Annotated in this window: 7 protein-coding genes; 5 read left to right on the top strand and 2 right to left on the bottom strand. The window is 71.7% G+C overall.

Annotation, left to right across the window (positions count from 1 at the left end; all coding sequences use genetic code 11):
* Positions 1-283: 283 nt before the first annotated feature.
* The 3 genes from ACIBVN_RS25885 to ACIBVN_RS25875 all read left to right on the top strand — a co-directional run bounded on the left by ACIBVN_RS25885 (position 284) and on the right by ACIBVN_RS25875 (position 15499).
* Positions 284-4981 carry an amino acid adenylation domain-containing protein gene (locus tag ACIBVN_RS25885; RefSeq protein WP_397140637.1) on the top strand — a complete coding sequence of 1566 codons (4698 nt, stop codon included), beginning with the start codon at positions 284-286 and terminating at the stop codon, positions 4979-4981.
* Positions 4978-14508: an amino acid adenylation domain-containing protein gene (locus ACIBVN_RS25880; protein WP_397140485.1), complete on the top strand. Its 9531-nt coding sequence runs from the start codon at positions 4978-4980 to the stop codon at positions 14506-14508. Before ACIBVN_RS25885 ends, ACIBVN_RS25880 begins: the two co-directional genes overlap by 4 nt.
* 172 nt (positions 14509-14680) lie before the next feature.
* Positions 14681-15499 (top strand): glycerophosphodiester phosphodiesterase, encoded by an 819-nt coding sequence (locus ACIBVN_RS25875; RefSeq protein ID WP_397140483.1) that lies wholly within the window; start codon positions 14681-14683, stop codon positions 15497-15499.
* On the opposite strand, the gene ACIBVN_RS25870 is transcribed toward ACIBVN_RS25875, so the two are convergent.
* Positions 15485-16132, bottom strand: a complete 648-nt coding sequence (locus ACIBVN_RS25870; protein ID WP_397140481.1) for a response regulator — start codon at positions 16130-16132, stop codon at positions 15485-15487. The genes ACIBVN_RS25875 and ACIBVN_RS25870 overlap by 15 nt on opposite strands.
* A complete protein-coding gene (locus ACIBVN_RS25865; protein WP_397140479.1) occupies positions 16129-17334 on the bottom strand; it encodes a sensor histidine kinase in 1206 nt (401 codons plus the stop codon). The genes ACIBVN_RS25870 and ACIBVN_RS25865 overlap by 4 nt, the downstream gene beginning before the upstream one ends.
* A 190-nt stretch (positions 17335-17524) precedes the next feature.
* On the opposite strand from ACIBVN_RS25865, the gene ACIBVN_RS25860 reads away from it, so the two are divergent.
* Together ACIBVN_RS25860 and ACIBVN_RS25855 are read left to right on the top strand one after the other, a co-directional pair.
* Positions 17525-19672: an MMPL family transporter gene (locus ACIBVN_RS25860; protein ID WP_397140477.1), complete on the top strand. Its 2148-nt coding sequence runs from the start codon at positions 17525-17527 to the stop codon at positions 19670-19672.
* 144 nt (positions 19673-19816) lie between these two features.
* Positions 19817-20077 carry a hypothetical protein gene (locus ACIBVN_RS25855; protein ID WP_397140475.1) on the top strand — a complete coding sequence of 87 codons (261 nt, stop codon included), beginning with the start codon at positions 19817-19819 and terminating at the stop codon, positions 20075-20077.
* Positions 20078-20086 lie beyond the last annotated feature (9 nt).

Genomic DNA, 20086 nt, shown 5'->3' with positions numbered 1-20086 from the left:
TCAGAACGGGGAGTCGAGGCGAACTCGGCTCCCCGTTCCGTCATGTCGGCGCCGAGCCTTCCCGCTACCGACGACGGTGAGCAACCGTTGGTGCGCCGAGCGTGCGGCGCTCCCGCACCGGCTGGAGTTCGTCTCTGTAGCAGCCTTGTAGCGGGATTATAGGGCGCTCTGTTATGGCGCTTCTGCGGGATTAATCAGAGTTGACACGGATCTGGTGGCAAGGTCATCCTTTTCCGCGGCGCCCATAAGGGCCCATAAAACTCAACAATCGGCAGGCGTGACAATGACGTCAGATGCGGCAAACCTGGCATCTGTTCTGCGGCTTTACCACGATCAGCTGGCTGCGACCCCGGAAAGGATCGCGGTTTCGGATGATCAAGAACACCTCACGTATCGTGATCTAGATCGCCTGGCGAACGGCATCGCCGCTCAGCTGCGTCACTTCACGATGACCAAGCAGAGCTGGGTGGCTGTGCTCGCGGGCCGATCGATCCGGTTGGTCGCGGGCCAGCTCGGTGCGATGAAGGCAGGCGTTGCCTTCGCACCGATCGACCCGGCCACGCCCGCGGAGCGAATTCACGCCATGCTGGCGGGGGCCGCGGCCGTGGTCACGGCGCCGGAGTGGAGATCCCTGGTCCCCGACGGCGTCCCGGTGATCGACACGCCCGCCGAGGCGGACGCGTCACCCACCCCCGACGTCGAGCCCGGCGATCTCGCGTACGTCATCCACACCTCCGGCTCGACGGGGACCCCCAAGGGCGTGCTCGTCCCGCACCGCGCGCTCACCAACCTGATCAGGTGGTCGCACGAGACCTTCGGGCTGGGCGGCCGTGCCCCGCTGCTCACCAGCCCCAACTTCGACCCGTCGGTCTGGGAGATCTGGATGTACCTGACCGCGGGCACCACGATGGTCATCCCCAGCGAGCAGACCAGGCTCTCGCTGCCCGCGTTACGCGACTGGATCGTGGATCAGGAGCTGACCACCTGCTACGCGCCCACTCCCATCGCTGAGGGCCTGCTCGGCCTGTCCTGGCCGGAGGGGACCAAGCTGGCGACGCTGAGCACCGGTGGCGACCGGCTCACCACCTACCCGCGACCCGAGCTGCCTTTCCGGCTGATCAACCTCTACGGCCCGGCGGAATGCGCCGTCAACGCGATCGCCGGCACGGTGCCGGTGTACGACGGCCAGAGCCGCCCGCCCGCGCTCGGCTCGCCGCTGCCCGGCGTCACCGTCCACCTCCTGGACGAGGCGATGCGCCCGGTCGAGGAGGGCGAGATCTACCTCGGCGGCGTGTGCGTCGGCCTCGGCTACCTCGACCGGCCCGACCTCACGGCCGATCGCTTCGTCCGCGACCAGGACGGGCGGCTCCTCTACCGCACCGGGGACCTGGCCCGCCGTGATCAGGCCGGGCAGATCGAGTTCCTCGGCCGCGAGGACGACCAGGTCAAGATCCGCGGCAACCGGGTGGAGCTCGGCGAGATCGAGACCGTGCTCGGCCGTCACCCGCGGGTCCGGGCCGCCACCACCGCCGTGCGCGGCCACGAGCTGGTCGCCTACATCGTGGGCACGGCGACCGAGCAGGAGGTACGCGCCCACCTTCGCCCGTTCCTGCCCGACTACATGATCCCCACCGCCTGGGTCTTCCTGGACGAGCTCCCGCTGACCGGCAACGGCAAGCTGGACCGTTCCGCGCTGCCCGACCCGGTCCGCGCGCCCCGCTCGATCACGCCGCCCGGCACCCCGACCGAGACGCTGCTCGCCGAGATCTGGCAGGACGTCCTCGACGCCGGGCCGATCGGCGCCGACGACGACTTCCTGGCACTGGGCGGGCAGTCGCTGCTGGCGATGCGCATCGCCGCCCGTGCCTGGGAAAGGCTGGACAAGCCGGTCGAGCCCCGGATGCTCTTCGAGCATTCCACGCTCGCCGCGCTCGCCCGCGCGATCGACGTCCTACCCGCGGTGGCGGCGGAGACCTCGGTCGAGAGCTTCCTCACGCCCGCACAGCGCCGGCTCTGGTTCATCGACCAGGTGGCGCCGGGCGCGCAGTACAACGTGCCCATCCTGTTCGCCCTGGACGGCCCCCTCGACGCCGGGCGTCTGGAGAACGCGATCAACGAGATCGTGCACAGGCATCCGTCCCTGCGTACCCGCTACGAAGAGCACGACGGCGAGCCGGTGCCCGTGGTCATGCCGGCGCAGCCCGTACAGCTGAAGATCATGGACGCCACCCCGCGTGGCGCGGAGGCGCTGGCCAAGCACGCCGCCCGTGACCCCTTCGACCTGCGGAACGGTCCCGTGCTGCGGGCGCTGCTGCTCCGGCTCGCCGACGACAGGCACCGGCTGCTGGTGAACGTCCACCACATCGCCTTCGACGGCTGGTCGGCCGGGGTCTTCCTGGACGAGCTGGCGCGGCTCTACGCGGGGGAGAAGCTGCCCCCGGTGGACGGGCCGTACGTGCGCAGGCAGGGGCGTGACGGCCTGCCGTACTGGAGGAAGGCCCTGGAACCGGCGCCCGAGCGGCTGGGGCTGCCCGCCGACCGCCCGCGATCGGCGGAGCCGCTGCGGCGCGGCGCCCGCGTCCGGGCCACGCTGCCGGACGGGCTGCTCGCCGAGCTGGAGTCGCTGGGCAGGCGCGCTCAGGCCAGCCCGTTCATGGTGCTGTTCGCGGCCTTCCAGGCACTGCTGCACCGCTACAGCGGCCAGGACGACATCGTGACGGGCGTGCCGTTCTCCGGTAGGGAGGCGCCGGGCGCGGACTCCGCGATCGGCTTTTTCGTGGAGACGCTGCCGATCAGGACCGGACTGGCGGGCGACCCCTCCTTCGAGCGCCTGCTGTCACACGTGCGGGCGACGGTCCTGGCCACGCCCACGGACGTGCCGCTCGAGGAGATCGTACGGGAGCTCTGTCTTGACGGCCGGCCGCCCTTCGACGTGATGTTCGCGATGCAGGAGCCGCCGGGCGCCAAGCGGGGCGACGGGGTGACCTTCCGGATGCTCGAGGAGGTGGAGAACGGCGGCGCCAAGGCCGACCTGGTGCTCTACGCCGAAGGGCAGGAGATGAGCCTGGAGTTCGCCACCGACCTGTTCGAGCGCGCCACGGCGGAGCGCCTGCTTGGGCACTACGTGCGCGTCCTGGAGCAGGTGGCGGCCGACCCGGCGGCGCCGATCTCCGCCTTGCTCGCCCGGGAGCACGAGCCCCCAGGCCACGGTCCCGACCAGTGCCTGCACCGGCTCTTCGAACAGCAGGCCGACAGGACGCCCGACGCGGTCGCCGTCGAGTTCGACGGCGCCACGCTGACCTACGCCGAGCTCGACCGGCGGGCCAACAGGCTGGCTCATCTGCTGCGCGGGTTGGGGGTGGGCCCCGAGGTGCCGGTCGCCCTGCACGTACGGCGCTCGCTCGACCTGCCCGTGGCGCTGCTGGGGATCCTGAAGTCGGGCGGCGCGTACGTGCCGCTCGACCCCTTCTACCCGGAGGGACGCCTCACCCAGGTGCTCGACCGGGTCGACACGCCGGTCCTGGTGACGCACCGGGCGCTGGCCGGCGGCCTGCCGCACGAGCGGCCCGTCCACGTCGACAGCGAGCTCGACGGCCAGCCGGAACACCGGCCGGACAGCGGCGTCACGCCCGACAACCTGGCCTACATCCTGTTCACCTCGGGCTCGACCGGCCAGCCGAAGGGCGTGGCGATGCCGCACCGCCCGGTCGCCAACCTCATGGCCTGGCACAGCGGCGCGTACCGGAGCCTGCAGTTCACCGCGCTCGGCTTCGACGTCTCGGTGCAGGAGATCTTCAGCACCTGGGCGTACGGCGGGACGCTGGTCATGGTCAGCGACGAGATGCGGCGCGACCCGGCTGCCCTGCTCGACCACATCGCCCGGAACCGGGTGGAACGCATCTTCCTGCCGTTCGTGGCGCTGCAGTCGCTGGCCGGCGCCGGGATCGAGCCGCCCGCCACGCTGCGCGAGGTGATCACCGCGGGGGAGCAGCTCCAGGTGACCCCGCAGCTCGAGCGGTTCATCAGGCCGTGGATGACGCTCCACAACCAGTACGGCCCGACCGAAGGCGCGATCATCGACATCGCCCACACGCTCACCGGCCCTCCGCAGGACTGGCCGCGGCTGCCGCCCATAGGCAAGCCGGTCACGGGCATCCAGGCGCTGATCCTGAACCGCCTGGGCCACGAGGCGCCCGACGGCGTGCCCGGCGAGCTGCACCTCGGCGGCGCCTGCCTGGCCAGGGGCTACTACGGCCAGCCCGAGCTGACGCGGGAACGTTTCATCACCTGGCGGGACGGGCGCAGGCTCTACCGGACCGGGGACCTGGCCCGCCGCAACGAGGCAGGGGAGATCGAGTTCCTCGGCCGCGCGGACGACCAGGTCAAGATCCGCGGTTACCGGGTCGAGCCCGGAGAGATCGCCGCGGTGCTGACCGGGCACCCCGCCGTGCGCGAGGCGTTCGTCATGGCCCGGGAGGGCGGGCTGGTGGGTTACGTCGTCGCCGACGGCACCCCCGAGCTGCGTGCCTACCTGGCCGAGCGGCTGCCCGAGTACATGGTGCCGAGCACGTTCGTCGCGCTGGACTCCTTGCCGGTGAACCCTTCGGGCAAGGTGGACAGGACCGCCCTGCCGGACCCCGACCAGAGCGTGCGGACCGTCACGCCTGCGGCCACCCCGGTGGAGCAGGTCATCGCCGCCATCTGGCAGGAGGTGCTGGGCGGGGAAGTCGGACGGCACGACAACCTCTTCGACCTGGGCGGTCACTCGCTCAACGCGACCCAGATCGCCTCCCGGCTGCGCGAGGCGCTCGAGGTGCAGGTGCCGCTGCGCACGATCTTCGAGCACCCGACCGTCGCCGAGCTCGGCGCGCAGCTCACGTCACCGGACGTGGAGGCGGCCGCCGAGCTCTATCTCATGGTCGCCATGTATTCAGAGGAAGAGACCGAGGCCCTGTTGCGGTCGATGGAAGGTGATTCATGAGCCTGTCAGCCCAGCAGCGCCAGCTCCTGGACGCGTTACGGAAGAAGAAGCAGCAGCAGGCCGAGCGGACGAGGCCCGGCCGGCTGCCGATGTCTTTCACCCAGGTTCGCGCCTGGTATCTGGACAAGATGGCGCCCGGCGCCGCGCACTACCTGATTCCGCTCGCCTTTCGCATCGAGGGCCCGCTCGACCGCGAAGCGCTGCACCGCGCGCTGAACGCCCTGGTGGCCAGGCACGAGAGCCTGCGCACCACGTTCGCCATGGACGAGGACGGCCCCTACCAGATCGTGGCCGAATCGCTCACGATCGACCTGGCGGACGCCCCGGACGGCACGCCGATGGACCTGACCACCGGCCCGCTCATCCGCGCGCACCTGGTGCGCGAAGGCGCCGAGCGGCACGTCCTGCATCTCACGCTCCACCACATCGTCGCCGACGCCTGGTCGCTGGACGTGCTGCGCCGGGAGCTCGGCGCGCTCTACAACGGCCAGGCACTGCCGGCGTTGTCCCGGCAGTACGCCGACTACGCGATCTGGCAGCAGGAGAATGACTACAGCCGGGAACTGGACTACTGGCGCGGGGCGCTGGCGGACGCGCCGCCGGTCACCGAGCTGCCGGCGGACCTGCCCCGTCCGGCGGTCCAGACGTACGCGGGCGCCGAGGTGCCCTTCTCCCTCGACCTGCCGCGCGAGGAGTTCAAGGCATACTGCCGGAGCCTGGGCGCCACGCCGTACATGGTGCTGTTCGCGGCCTACCTGGTGGTGCTCTCCCGGCGCTCCGGCCGGCTGGACCTGGTGGTGGGCACGCCCATCGCCAACCGGGACAGGGTCGAGTACGAGGGCCTGATCGGGTTCTTCACCAACACCCTGGCCATCCGCGCCGACCTGTCGGGCGAGCCGTCGTTCCCCGAGGTGGTCGAGCGGGTCAAGGAGGCGGTGCTCGACGCCCACGACCACCAGGGGATGCCCTTCGAGCGGCTGGTGGAGGAGCTCAATCCGGAGCGCCACCTGGACCGCAGCCCGGTGTTCCAGACGATGTTCAACATGTTGCCCGAGGCCACGGCGGCGTTGGAGCTGGCCGGGCTGGCGGTCACCCCCGTGGAGATCCCCGAGCGCACGGCCAAGTTCGACCTGACCGTGGGGGTCCGCGAGACTCTGGACGGGCTCGTGGAGTACAACACGGACCTGTTTCAGTCGGGCACGATCCGCGGCCTGGTGGCCGACCTCCAGCAGGTTCTCGCCGCGGCGATGCGCGGGGACGAGGCGCCCAGGCAGCTGCCGGGCCGCGAGATCTCCCGGCTCGTCACCCAGGCCTGGCGCGAGGCGCTGGGCAGCGACGCCTTCGGCCCCGACAGCAACTTCTTCGAGGTGGGCGGCCACTCGCTGCTGGTCCTGCAGGTGCACGAGCGGCTGCGCAAGCGCTTCAGCCTGACGGTCACCGACCTGTTCAGGTATCCGACGATCGCCTCGCTGACGGCGTACCTGAGCCCTGACGGGCCGGCGCCGGAGGCGGTCGTGACCACCGCGCCCGCCAGTGGCGCGCTCGCCATCGTCGGCATGGCCTGCCGCTTCCCCGGCGCCACGGGGCCCGAGGAGTTCTGGGCGGCGATCCGCGACGGCGTGGAAGCCGTACAGGACTTCACCGACGAGGAGCTGCTCGCCGACGGTGAGGACCCCGACCGGCTGGCGGATCCCGCGTACGTCAGGTCGGGGACGGTGCTGGAGGGCATCGACCTGTTCGACGCCACGCTGTTCGAGTTCACCCCGCGCGAGGCCGAGATCCTCGACCCGCAGCAGCGGCTGTTCCTGGAGACCGCCTGGGAGGCGCTGGAGGACGCGGGCTGCGACCCCGCCCGCCACCCGGGGCAGATCGGCGTCTTCGCCGGCTCGGCGATGAGCAGCTATTTCATCGAGAACCTGCTGGCCGCGCCCGACGTGCTCAAGGCGGTGGGTGAGTACCAGGTCATGCTCGGCAACGACAAGGACTCGCTGCCCACCCGGACCTCGTACAAGCTCGACCTGCGCGGGCCGAGCGTCAGCGTCAACAGCGCCTGCTCCACCTCGCTGGTCGCGCTCCACCTGGCCAGGCAGAGCCTGATCGCGGGCGACTGCGACATCGCGCTGGCCGGTGCGGTACGGGTCAACGCCTGGACCCGCCGCGGCTACGTCTACCAGAGCGGCGGCATCGGCTCGCCGGACGGCCACTGCCGTCCCTTCGACGCCGAGGCCCAGGGCACGATCGGGGCCAGCGGCGTGGGCGTCGTCGTGCTCAAGCGACTGGAGGACGCCGTCGCCGCGGGCGACCCCATCCACGCCGTCGTACGCGGCTCCGCGGTCAACAACGACGGCGCCAGGAAGGTCGGCTACGCCGCGCCCGCCGTGGACGGCCAGGCCGAGGTCATCACCGCGGCGCTGGCCGCGGCCGGCGTCGACCCCGGCACCATCGGCTACATCGAGGCGCACGGCACGGGCACCGCGCTCGGCGATCCCATCGAGGTCGCGGCGCTCTCCCAGATCTTCACCGGGGACCGGCGGATCGCGCTCGGCTCGGTCAAGTCCAACATCGGCCACGCGGACGCCGCCGCCGGGATGGCCGGGCTGATCAAGACCGTGATGGCGCTCAAGCACCGCACGCTGCCGCCCTCGGTCAACTTCGAGACGCCCAACCCGCGCGTGGACTTCGGCCCGTTCTACGTGCCCACCGCAGGGGCGGAATGGCCGCAGGGGCAGGGACCGCGCCGGGCGGGCGTCAGCGCCTTCGGCATGGGCGGCACCAACGCCCACGTCGTGCTGGAGGAAGCGCCCGCACAGCCCTCCGCCGCACCGGCGGCCGGCCCGCACCTGCTCGTCCTGTCGGCCGCCAGTGACTCGGCGCTGGCGGAAGCGGCCAACCGGCTCGGCGCCCACCTGCGCGCGCATCCGGACACGGACCTGGGCGACGTCGCCGCCACCCTCCGCCAGGGCCGCCGCCAGCTGCGGCACCGCGGCATCCTGGTCGCCGAGGACCACCGGTCGGCGCTGGACGCCCAACTCATCACCGGCGAATCACACCCGCGCGAGGTCGCCTTCGTCTTCCCCGGCCAGGGCGCGCAGCGCAGGGGGATGGGCGCGGGCCTGTACCGCTCGGAGAAGGTCTTCCGCGAGGCCGTCGACGCCTGCTCCGGCATCCTCCAGCCGTACCTCGGCCTCGACCTGCGCCAGGCCCTCTACGGCGAGGCCGGCGACCTCGACCAGACCTGGCTCACCCAGCCCGCGCTCTTCGTCACCGAGTACGCGCTCGCCCGCACGCTGATCGAGCGCGGGGTCCGGCCGGCGATGATGGCCGGGCACAGCATCGGCGAGTACGTCGCCGCCTGCCTGGCCGGCGTCTTCACCCTGGAGGACGCCCTGCGCCTGGTCGCCGCGCGCGGCCGCCTGGTGCAGAGCCTGCCCGCCGGCTCGATGCTGGCCGTGCCACTGCCCGAGTCCGAGGTGGGTGACCTGCTCGGCGAGGACGTCTCACTGGCGGCGGTCAACACCCCCGAGCTGTGCGTGCTGGCCGGCCCTGAGCAGGCCATCGCCGAGCTGGAGCAGCGGCTGGTACGGCAGGGCGTCGCCTGCCGCGCGCTGCGCACCTCCCACGCCTTCCACTCCGCCATGCTGGACCCGGTGCTCGACGCCTTCGCCGCCGAGGTCGCCTCGGTGGAGCTCGGCACCCCCGGCCTGCCGTACCTCTCCAACGTCACGGGCGGCTGGGTGTCCGGCGCCGAGACCAAGGACCCCGCCTACTGGGTGCGCCACCTGCGGGAAACCGTGCGGTTCGCCGACTGCGCCGGCGCCCTGGTGGCGGCCGGCGCCGCGGTCGCGGAGATCGGGCCGGGCCGCACGCTGGCCACTCTGGTGCGCCGCCAGGGAGGCCGGACAACGGTCACCCCGCTAGCCGAGCCGGACAGCGGACAGGCCGCCCTGCTGGAGAGCATCGGGCGGCTGTGGGTGAGCGGCGCCGCCGTCGGCTGGACGGTGTTCGGCCCGCCGGGCAGGCGGGTGCCGCTGCCCACGTATCCGTTCGAGCGGCGGCGCTACTGGGTCGAGCCGCGCACCCGGCGCTTCGAGATCGCGGCTCCGCCGACGCCTCTGACAGCGGCGGCGCCGGTGGGGGAGGCGCAGGCGGTCCAGGAGCTCGACACGGTCGCCGCCGCCTGGCGGGACGTGCTCGGCCTCGTGCCCGCCGGCCCGCAGGACGACTTCTTCGACCTGGGCGGCGACTCCCTCGTGGCCACCCAGCTCGCCTCCCGCCTCGGCCTGCCCATCGAGGCGGTCTTCGAGCACCCCACGCTGGACGGCCAGCGGGCGCTCGTCGCCTCGGCAGGCGCACACGAGGTGGTCCCGGCCGTCATGCCGGCGGGTGCCCGCGAGGTGATCCCGGTCGTCGAGGAGCCCGGGCCTGCTCCCGTCTCGTTCATCCAGCGGCGCATGTGGTTCATCGACCAGGTGCACGGCTCGGCCGCGTACGTCGTGGCCACGGCGCTTGACCTGCGGGGCGAGCTGGATGTGGAGCGGCTGCACGGCGCCCTGCGCGAGCTGGTGCGGCGGCACGAGTCGCTGCGGACCGTCTTCCGCGCCCCGGACGGCGAGCCGGTGCAGGTGGTGCTGCCCGCGGGGGAGGTGCCGCTGCCGGTCGAGGACTGTGACGACGCCGAGCGGGCGCTGAGCGAGGCCGCGGCCGAGCCCTTCGACCTGGAGCACGGCCCGCTGTTCCGCGCCCGGCTGCTGCGGCTGGCTCCGGATCACCACGTGCTGTCGCTCGGCTTCCACCACATCGTCGTGGACGGCTGGTCGATCACCTTGCTGAGGACCGAGCTGGCCGCTCTCTACAACGGGGAGACACTCCCCGAGCCGCAGGTCAGGTACCGCGACTACGCGGTCTGGCAGCGGGGGCAGAGCGCCGACCTCGGCTTCTGGAAGGAACGGCTGCGCGGCATCCCGCACAGCCTGGACCTGCCCACGGACCGGCCGCGCCCGCCGATGCAGACCTTCGATGGGGCGGTCGCCACCCATGTGCTCCCCGCGGAGCTGGCCGGGGGGCTGCGGAGGCTGAGCCAGGAGCGCGGCGCCACGCTCTACATGACCCTGCTGGCCGCGCTCCACACGCTGCTGTACCGCTACAGCGGCCAGGAGGACATCTGCGTCGGCTCGCCGGTGGCGGGGCGCACCCGCCCCGAGCTCGAAGGCATAGCGGGCTGCTTCATCAACACCCTGGTCATGCGGGCCACGATGGACGGCGGCCTGCCGTACACCGAGCTCCTGGCGCAGGTGCGCGAGTACGCGCTGGGCGCGTACGCCCACCAGGACGTGACGTTCGAACGGCTGGTGGAGGAGCTCAACCCGCCCAGGGACCTGTCGCGCAACCCGCTCTTCCAAGTGCTGTTCAACCTGCTCAACCTGCCCAAGAGCGACCTCGGCATGGCCGGGCTGGCCGTGGAGGAGCGGGCCGTGGAGGTCGGCACCGCCCAGGTGGACCTGGTGCTCTACGTCTACGAGCAGGGCGACGAGCTGTCGTGCAGGTTGGAGTACAACACCGCGCTCTACGACGCCGGCACCGCCCGGCGTCTGCTCCGGCACTACGAGACCCTGCTCTCCGCCATTGTCGCGGCGCCCAAGACCGCGCTGTCCGACCTGGCCCTCCTCACCGGTGAGGAGCTGGCCGAGCAGCTGGACAGTCAGGACGTCGAGGTGCCCGACCTGTGCATCCACGAGCTGGTGGAAGCCCAGGTCGACCGGACCCCCGACGCCGTGGCCGTCACCTTCGAGGGCGACTCGCTGACGTACCGGGAGCTGGACGAGCAGGCCAACCGGGTCGCCCGGCGCCTGCGGGCGGCGGGCGTGGCGCCCGAGACGCTGGTGGGCGTCGCGATGGAGCGGTCGGCCACGATGCTGGTCACCCTGCTCGGCGTGCTGAAGGCGGGCGGCGCGTACGTGCCGCTCGACCCGATGTACCCGCAGGAACGCCAGGACTACATCCTGGACCACTCCGGGATCGGCGTCCTGGTCACCGAGCGCGAGCTGGCCGGCCGCTACTCCGGCTTCCAGGGCGAGCTCATCCTCGCCGACAGCGGCTTCTCCCAGGAAAGCCCTGAACGGGCGGCCGCGCCGGTCACCCGCGAGAACCCCTGCTACGTCCTGTACACCTCCGGCTCCACCGGGCGGCCCAAGGGCGTGCGCGTCCAGCACTCCTCGGTGGTCAACTTCCTCGCCTCGATGAGCCGCGAGCCGGGCCTGACCAGCCAGGACACGCTTCTGGCCGTCACCACGTTCGCCTTCGACATCTCGGTGCTCGAGCTGTTCCTGCCGCTCACGGTCGGCGGCCGCGTGCTGATCGCGAGCCGCGAGGCGGCCTACGATCCGGTACGGCTGGCCGCCCTGCTGGACGGCGCGACCGTCATGCAGGCCACCCCGGCGACCTGGCGGCTGCTGCTGTCGTCGGGATGGGACGGCAAGCCGGAGCTGAAGGCGCTCTGCGGCGGCGAGGCGCTACCCGCCGACCTGGCCGCCGACCTGCGCGGCCGGGTGGGCGAGCTGTGGAACATGTACGGGCCGACCGAGACGACCATCTGGTCCACCCTCACCCGGGTCACCGACGGGCCGATCACGATCGGCCACCCGATCGCCAACACCCGCATCCACCTGCTCGACGCCGCGATGCAGCTGGTCCCCACCGGCGTGGTCGGCGAGCTCTACATCGGCGGCGAGGGACTGGCCCGCGACTACCTCCACCAGCCCGAGCTGACGGCGGAGCGCTTCGTCACCTGGCGGGACGGCAGCAGGCTGTACCGGACCGGTGACCTGGCCCGCCGCCGGAGCGACAACTCGATCGAGTTCCTCGGCCGGGCCGACGGGCAGGTGAAGGTCCGCGGCTACCGGATCGAGCTGGGCGAGATCGAGTCGCTCCTGCTGGCGCATCCGGCGATCCGCGAGGCGGCCGTGGTGGTACGCGGCTCGGAGGAGGACAAGAGCATCGCGGCCTACCTCGTCGCCGAATCCGATCAGGACTGGCGCGAGTACCTGCGGCGCAAGCTGCCCGACTACATGATCCCCTCGGCGTTCGTGCTGCTGGACGCGCTGCCGCTCACTCCCAACGGCAAGGTGGACCGCAAGGCGCTGCCCGAGCCGGTGAGCGAGGCGCGCGCCGAGGGCACGGCACCGCGGACGCCGGCCGAGGCCAAGCTGGTCGAGCTCTGGGGGGCGATCCTGGGCGTGACGGGGATCGGCATCGACGACGACTTCTTCGCGCTGGGCGGCGACTCCTTCAAGGCCGTGCGTGCCGTACGGGACTCGGGGATCCAGGCGACCGTGCTGGACCTCTTCAAGAACCCCACAATCCGAGCATTCGCCGCACTCGACGGATCATCCGGAAATATCGGCCTACTGCATGAGCTGACGCCTCCGCGCTCCGCGGCCTCGCTGACCCTGGTCTGCGTGCCGTTCGCGGGCGGCGGCGCGATCACCTACCAGCCGCTGGCCGCGGCCCTGCCCGAGCACATCACCATGCTCGCGCTGGAGCCGCCGGGCCACGACACCGGCAACCCCGGCGAGCCCGTGCTGCCCTTCCACGAGCTCGTCGAGGGCTGCGTCAAGGAGATCAAGGAGAAGGCCGACGGTCCCCTCGCGCTCTACGGCCACTGCATGGGCGGCGCGCTCACGGTCGAGCTGGCGCGCAGGCTGGAGGAGGAAGGCGTCGACCTGGTCAAGGTGGTCATCGGCGGGCACTTCCCGGCGCCCCGCCTGCCGGGCAAGGCCTTCGCCTGGTTCCGCAAGGTCTTCCCGATGGAGCGGTGGACCTCCAAGCGGCAGGCTCTGGAGTTCCTGCGGGCCATGGGCTTCTTCACCGAGGACCTGGACCGCCGCGAGCGCGACTTCATCATGGGCGTCTTCCTGCACGACACGCAGGAGGGTGAGGACTACTACACCGACCTCTACCAGGCACCCATCAAGAAGCTGACCGCACCGCTGGTGTGCGTGGTCGGCGAGAACGACCGCGCCACCGAGCTGTACGAGGAGCGCTTCCGCGAGTGGGAGTCCTTCTCCGACTCGGTGTCGCTGGAGGTCATCCCCAAGGCCGGGCACTACTTCCAGAAGCATCAGGCGCCCGAGCTGGCCGAGATCCTCGCCGGTGAGGATGCCGGTGACGACACTGGCGGTGGCGACCGGCCCCTGGCGACCCAGGCGCCCCAGCCGCCCCGCTACCAGCAGGCCAGCCTGAAGACGTTCTTCCTGGTGGCCTTCGGCCAGCTGGTGTCGCTGATCGGCACCGGGCTGACCACGTTCGGCCTGGGCCTGTGGATCTACCAGCAGACACAGTCGATCTCGATGTTCGCCATCGTCTCGGTCATGGCGCTGCTGCCCGCCGTCGTGCTGGCGCCGATCGCCGGAGCGGTGGCGGACCGCTGGAACCGCAGGCTCATCATGATCACCGCGGACTCGGCGGCAGGCGTCGCCTCCGCCGCGCTGGCCACCCTGCTCTGGACGGGCGGGCTCCAGCTCTGGCACGTCTACGTCATCGTCGCCATAGGCGCGGTGTCGACGGCCTTCCACACGCCCGCCTACATGGCGGCCGTCGCCCAGCTGGTGCCCAAACGCTATTACGGCAGAGCCAACGGCCTGGCCCAGCTGGGCGAGGCAGCGGGGACGGTGCTGGCGCCGCTGCTCGGCGGCGCGCTCGTGGCCGCCGTCGGGCTGAACGGCATCATCGTGATCGACCTGTCGACCTTCGCCTTCGCCGTCACCGTGACCTTGGCGGTCCGCTTCCCGGACACGCTCTTCAAGAAGCGGGAGGAGCCCTTCTGGCGGGAGGTGACAGGCGGCTGGCGCTACATCAGCCGCAGGCACGGGCTCCTGGCGATCATCCTGTTCACCTCGTTCCTGAACTTCCCGTTCGCCATGGTCGAGGTGCTGGCCACGCCGCTGCTGCTCAGCCTCACCGACACCGGCGGTCTGGGCGTGGCGCTCTCGATGACCGGGGTCGGGCTCCTGGCGGGCAGCGTGATCATGACGGTGACCGGCGGTCTGGCGCGCCGCACCCACGGCGTCCTGGGCTGCTTCATGGCACTGGGCGTCGCCTTCGCCGTCATCGGGCTCGCGCCTCACCCGGCGCTGCCCGCGATCGGGCTGTTCTTCGTCGGCCTGCTCACCGCGCTGCTGAACGCGCACTGGTTCTCGATCGTGCAGCAGAAGGTCGGGCTGGACCTGCAGGGCCGGGTCATCGCCACCAACCTGATGCTCAGCTGGGCCATGGTCCCGGCCGGGTTCCTGCTGGCCGGACCGCTGGTCGAGCACGTCTTCAACCCCATCGCCGGCTCCGCGCAGGGCCGGGGGATCGCCCTGCTCGCCATCGTCGCGGGCGCGGTGACCGTGCTGATAGGCCTGGCGGCCTTCCGCTACCGGCCGGTCCGCTACCTGGAGGACGACCTGCCCGACGCGATCCCCGACGCGGTGATCATCACTGACAAGGATCTGATCCAGAGGAAGGCTGACAAGCAACTCGTCGCCTGATCCCGCCCCCGGCCGTGGAGGCGAGCCGAACCGGCTCGCCTCCACGGCCGTTTCGCGTCCCGCGTGTCGAATGCTCACCGCTCGGGCACCGCTCGGCTACTCTGCCCTCAACTGGCAGTCATGATCTCTCGTCATCGTCGAGTCGTATATCTCTCCACACCCGAGGAGACCCATGTTCAGGCGACTCGCCGTCATCCTCGCGATCTCGACCACCGTCCTGACGACCCCCGCCCAGGCGGCCACCGCCGCCACCAACGTCGCCCACCGCGGCGCGTCCGCGTACGCTCCCGAGAACACCATCGCCGCCTTCGAGCTGGCGGACAAGCAGCGGGCCGACATGTTCGAGCTCGACGTCCAGGAGACCAAGGACCACCAGCTGGTCCTGATGCACGACACGACCCTGACCCGCACCACCGACGCCGAGCGGGTCTTCCCCGACCTGGCTCCGTGGCGGGTCGGCGACCTGACGCTCGACCAGATCCGCCGGCTCGACGCGGGCTCGTGGTTCTCCGGGAAGTACGAGGACGAGAAGGTGCCCACGCTCGGCGAGGCGCTGCGTGAGATGAGCGGGTCGGGCATGGGCCTGCTGCTGGAGATCAAGAAGCCGGAGCTCTACCCGGGCATCGAGGCCCGCGTCGCCGCCGAGCTGCGCCGCCATTCAGGCTGGCTCGAGCCCGGGCGGCTGGTGGTGCAGTCCTTCAGCTGGCAGTCGATGCGGACCTTCCACCGGTTGCTGCCCGACGTGCCGATCGGGCTGCTCGGCACGCCGTCCATGGCCCAGCTGCCGGGGCTGGCCAAGTTCGCCGACCAGATCAACCCGCCGTACACCTCGCTGACCTCCTCGTACGTACGGCGCGTGCACGCACTCGGCATGCAGGTGCTCGCCTGGACGGTGGACGACCCGGACGTCATGCGCCGGATGCTGACCTACAAGGTGGACGGGATCATCACCAACAAGCCCGACGTCCTGGACGACCTACTGAGCTCCTGACGACTGCGCGGCGAGCACGGCCAGCCGGATCCGGTTCGGCGCGCCGGTCTTGCGCATCAGGCTCGCCACGTACGTCTTGACCGTCGAAACCCCCAGGTGCAGGCGCTCGGCGATCTCCCGGTTCGACAGCCCGGCGCCCACCATGGCCAGCACGTCCCGCTCGCGCGGGCTCAGCTCGGGGACCTCCGGTGTCGCCTGTGGCCTGGGCCCACGCGCGCGTACGGCCTGCTCGACCAGCCGCCCCAGCACGGACTGGCTGAACGGCGGCTCGCCGGCCACCGCCCTGCGCAGCGCGGCGAGCAGATCGCCCGGCGGCGAGTCCTTCACCAGGAACCCGAACGCGCCCGCGGCCAGCGCCGGATAGAGATGGTCGTCGTCGTCGAACGTGGTCAGCACGACGACCCGGCTGGACGGGCGGGCCGCCATGATGCGCCCGGTCGCGGTGATGCCGTCCACGCCGGGCATCCGCAGGTCCATGAGGATCACGTCAGGCAGCGACTCGGCGGCCAGGTGCACCGCCTCACGCCCGTCGCCCGCCTCGCCGACCACCTCGATCTCCGGGTCCGACTCGCAGAGCATGCGCAGGCCCACGCGCACGAGCTTCTGATCGTCGGCGAGCAGCACCCTGATCATGCCGGCACCGCCCCGGCCACCACGTCGCCGGCCGCGGGCACGTCCGGGGCTGGCAGCTCCGCGTACAGCCGCCACCCGCGCCCCGACGGCCCCGCCGCCAACCGGCCGCCGAGCAGCTCCACCCGCTCGGCCATCCCGATCAGCCCATGCCCGTCCCCGCGCTCGTGCCCGTGCCGCGCGGTGCCGCCGTCGTCCACGATCTCCAGCAAGGCCGTTCCCTCCGCCACCCGCGCCCGCATCCGTACCTCTGCCTTCTCTCCCGCGTGCTTGGCCGCGTTCGCCAGCCCCTCCTGAGCCAGCCGCAGCACCGTCAGTCCGCGTACGGAGTCGAGCCCGGCCACCGCCTGGTCGATCTCCGTCCGCACCGTGAGCCCGGTCTGCCGGACCCGGGCCGCGGCCTCCTCCAGCGCCCCCGGCAGGTCCGCACGATCGACCAGGGAGAAGAACGGCCCGCCGCCCACCTGCGCGGGATCACGCAGCACCGCGACCAGCCGGCGCAGGTCCACCAGGGCCGCGCTGCCCGAGTCGTGCAGGTCGTCGAGCACCTGCCTCACCCGGGCATCGGCGGCAGGCAGCACGTGCCGGGCGACCCCGACCCTGAGTACCATGGACGACACGTGATGGGCCACCAGGTCGTGCAGCTCACGGGCGATGGCGGTGCGCTCGGCGGCCCGCGCGGCCAGCGTCTCCGAACGGCGGCGCCGCTCCTCGGCGTCGGCCCGCTCCCTGGCCTGGCGGGCGTTCTCGCGCGTGAGCCGCAGATAGGCCCCGAACAGCAGCGGCACCCCCGCCAGGATGGCGAGCCGGAAGAGGACCGGCAGCACCTCGGCCGACGGCGCCGACATGGCGTGCACGGTCAGGAAGAACGCCGCCACCCCCGCCCCGACGGCGATCCGCCGCCCGCGCCCTCGCAGCGCCAGCTCGAACAGCGCCACCGCCACCATCGCCTTGAGCGGTATGCCCACGTGGGTGCCGATCGCGTCGCCCGCGACGAGCAGCCCGGACACCGTGGCGGTGGCGGCCGTCGGCGCGCGGATGCCCGCCAGGCACGCGGCCAGCCCCGCGAGCGCCAGCGCCCAGTCGGCCACCCCTTCCGGGGGGTGCAGCAGCTGCAGGTCGCCCAGGGCCAGCACCGACAGCGCCGCCAGGCGCGCGGCGGCCGTCTGGTCGTCGAAGAGGCGTTCTGTCCAGCGGGTGAGCACGTCCAGATGCTAGGCGGGCGGCAGGCGGCCGTGGCTCCCTCAAGTGGCCGGGTCCGCTCCGCCAAGTGGCCGCCGGGCCGAGACGAGGGACGGAAGCGCCCGCCCCCGCCCGGCGACCACAGTGGGCACCGCTTCCGCGCGCCCTGGCCGACACAGCCGTCGCCAGGGCCCGTTTCTGAAAGGAATTGAGATGTTCGCAGCAATAGGCCGGTTCGCTGTCCGCCGGAGGTGGTGGGTCGTGGCGGCGGCGCTGGTCGTCACGGTGGTCGGCGGGCTGTTCGGCAGCACGGCGATGGGCCTGTTCACGGGCGGCGCGGGCTTCGTCGACCCGCGCAGCGAGAGCAACCGCGCCGACGAGCTGCTGGAGAGCACGTTCGCGCACGACGGCGTGGACGTGATCGTCGTGTACGAGAGCAGGACGCGGACGGTCGACGACCCCGCGTTCGCGAGCGCCATCGCGACAGTCGTCGGCCGACTGCCGGCTGCCAAGGTCGGCGCCGCGCACACGTACTGGTCGACGAAATCCCCGCAGTACGTCTCCAAGGATCGCCACGCCACCTACGTGACGCTCACGATGGCGGGCGAGGACCGCGCGGCGAGCTACACCGCGATCAAGGACAGCCTGGCGGCCCCCGGGCTGACGGCGACCCACGGTGGCCCCCTGGTCTTCCCGATGGAGATCAACCGGCTCAGCATGGGCGACGTCGTGCGCGCGGAGGTCATCTCGCTGCCGATCCTCATGCTCCTGCTGGTGCTGGTGTTCAGGAGCGCGGTCGCGGCGGGGCTGCCGCTGGCCATCGGGTTGATCACCATGTTCGGGTCGCTGACGCTTCTGCGCCTGCTCACCTCGCTGGTGGACGTCTCGACGTACGCCTTCCAGATCGTCACCGTCCTGGGCCTCGGCCTGGCCATCGACTACGCCCTCCTCCTGGTCACCCGCTTCCGCGAGGAGCTCGAGACGGCGCGTGACGTCGAGGACGCGGTGGCCCGCACGATGGCCACCGCCGGACGTGCGGTGGTCTTCTCCGGGCTGACGCTGGCCACCTGCTTCCTCGGACTGCTGATCTTCCCGCAGCTCATCTACCGCTCGATCGGGTACGCGGGCGCCGCCGTGGTGCTGTTCGCCGTCGGAGCCACGCTCACCGTGCTGCCCGCGCTGCTCGGCATCGCCGGGCACCGGGTGAACTCCCTGCGTGTCCCGCTGCCGCGGCGTTCCGAGCGCGGCTGGTGGTACCGGCTCGCGCACGGCGCCATGCGCCGCCCGGTCGTGACCACGGTGACCGTCGGGGGCCTGCTCATCGCGCTCGGCGCGCCCTTCCTCGGCGTGCGGTGGGGCATCCCCGACCCGGCGCTGCTGCCCGCGGACGCGAGCAGCCGGATCGTGGCCGAGCAGCTCGGCGGCCGTTTCGACCGCGCGCCCGACCGCGTCATGACGGCCGTCGTCACCCCGGTCACGCCCCGGCAGGCCCAGGAGTACGCCGCGCGCCTCGGCCAGGTCGACGGCGTGGACGGCGTGACGGTGACCGGGCAGCAGGGTGACGTGGCCCGGCTGACGATGGCCTACCGCGCGGAGCCCACCAGTGACGCCGCCGCCCGGATGGCCCGCGAGCTGCGCGCCGTCCCGGCACCGTCCGGCGCCACGGCCCTGGTGACCGGCCGCCCGGCGACCCTCCTCGACGTGCGCGAGGCAGTCGCGGACCGGATGCCGTGGTTCGCCCTGTTCGTGGCGGTGGCCTGCGGGGTGCTGCTGTTCTGGGCGTTCGGCTCGGTCGTGCTGCCGCTGAAGTCGATCGTCATGAACATGTTGTCGCTGTCGGCCTCGTTCGGCGCGATCACGCTGATCTTCCAGAACGGGTTCCTGTCCGGGCTCCTGGGCTTCGATCCCGCCGGATGGCTGGACGTGGTGTTCCCGGTCATCATCCTGGTGATGGCGTTCGGGCTGGCGCTGGACTACGAGGTGTTCCTGGTCTCCAGGATCCGGGAGGAATGGGACAGGACGCATGACAGCGCGGAGTCTGTCGCGGTGGGCGCCCAGCGCTCGTCCGGTGTGATCTCCAGCGCGGCCCTGCTGCTGCTCGTGGTGGTCGGCGGCTTCACGCTGGGGCAGGTCACGCTGATGAAGATGATCGGCGTTGGCCTGGTGATCGCGATCGGCGTGGACGCGACGATCGTCCGCGGCCTGCTGGTGCCCGCCACCATGCGCCTGCTCGGCCGCTGGGCCTGGTGGGCTCCGGCGCCGCTGTCGCGCTGGTGGTCGCGGCACGGCCTGCGGGAGACCTCCCCGGCCGCGCCTGGACCTGAGAACCCTCGTGGGGCCGAGGTGTTCGTGAAGTTCTAGCCTGAATGGTGTGAAATATGGCGCTACGTTGGCTGTGTTGCTGTCGGCCTGGTTCATGGCTCAGTTCGACTTCTTCGTGGTCAACGTGGCCGCCCCTCCATCGAACACGACCTGAACGCGGGTCCGGCCGCCCTCGAGCTGATCGTGGCCGGCTACGCCTTCACCTACGCGGCCGGCATGATCACCGGAGGGCGGCTGGGTGACCGCCACGGCTACCGGCGGCTGTTCATCTGGGGTGTGGCCGCGTTCACGGTCGCGTCGGTCCTGTGCGGGATCGCCCTGAACCCGGCCCAGCTGGTGGCCGCCCGCCTGCGCGTGTTTATGGTCGCGCTCCCTCGGGCCGTCGCTGGTTACGGGCTGGATGCCCTGCCGCTCTCCGGCCCGGCTCGCCGCTCCAGGGCCTGACGGGCGCGG

This window comes from Nonomuraea sp. NPDC049400, assembly GCF_044466425.1.
Lineage (GTDB): Bacteria > Actinomycetota > Actinomycetes > Streptosporangiales > Streptosporangiaceae > Nonomuraea.
The sequence above is the reverse complement of the archived record's forward strand: the minus strand, read 5'-3'. Positions and strand labels throughout refer to the sequence as shown.

Coding starts and splice junctions, on each gene's coding strand:
- ACIBVN_RS25860 (WP_397140477.1), top strand. CDS start 17,525: ATGTTCGCAGCAATAGGCCGGTTCGCTGTCCGCCGGAGGTGGTGGGTC.
- ACIBVN_RS25880 (WP_397140485.1), top strand. CDS start 4,978: ATGAGCCTGTCAGCCCAGCAGCGCCAGCTCCTGGACGCGTTACGGAAG.
- ACIBVN_RS25875 (WP_397140483.1), top strand. CDS start 14,681: ATGTTCAGGCGACTCGCCGTCATCCTCGCGATCTCGACCACCGTCCTG.
- ACIBVN_RS25870 (WP_397140481.1), bottom strand. CDS start 16,132: ATGATCAGGGTGCTGCTCGCCGACGATCAGAAGCTCGTGCGCGTGGGC.
- ACIBVN_RS25885 (WP_397140637.1), top strand. CDS start 284: ATGACGTCAGATGCGGCAAACCTGGCATCTGTTCTGCGGCTTTACCAC.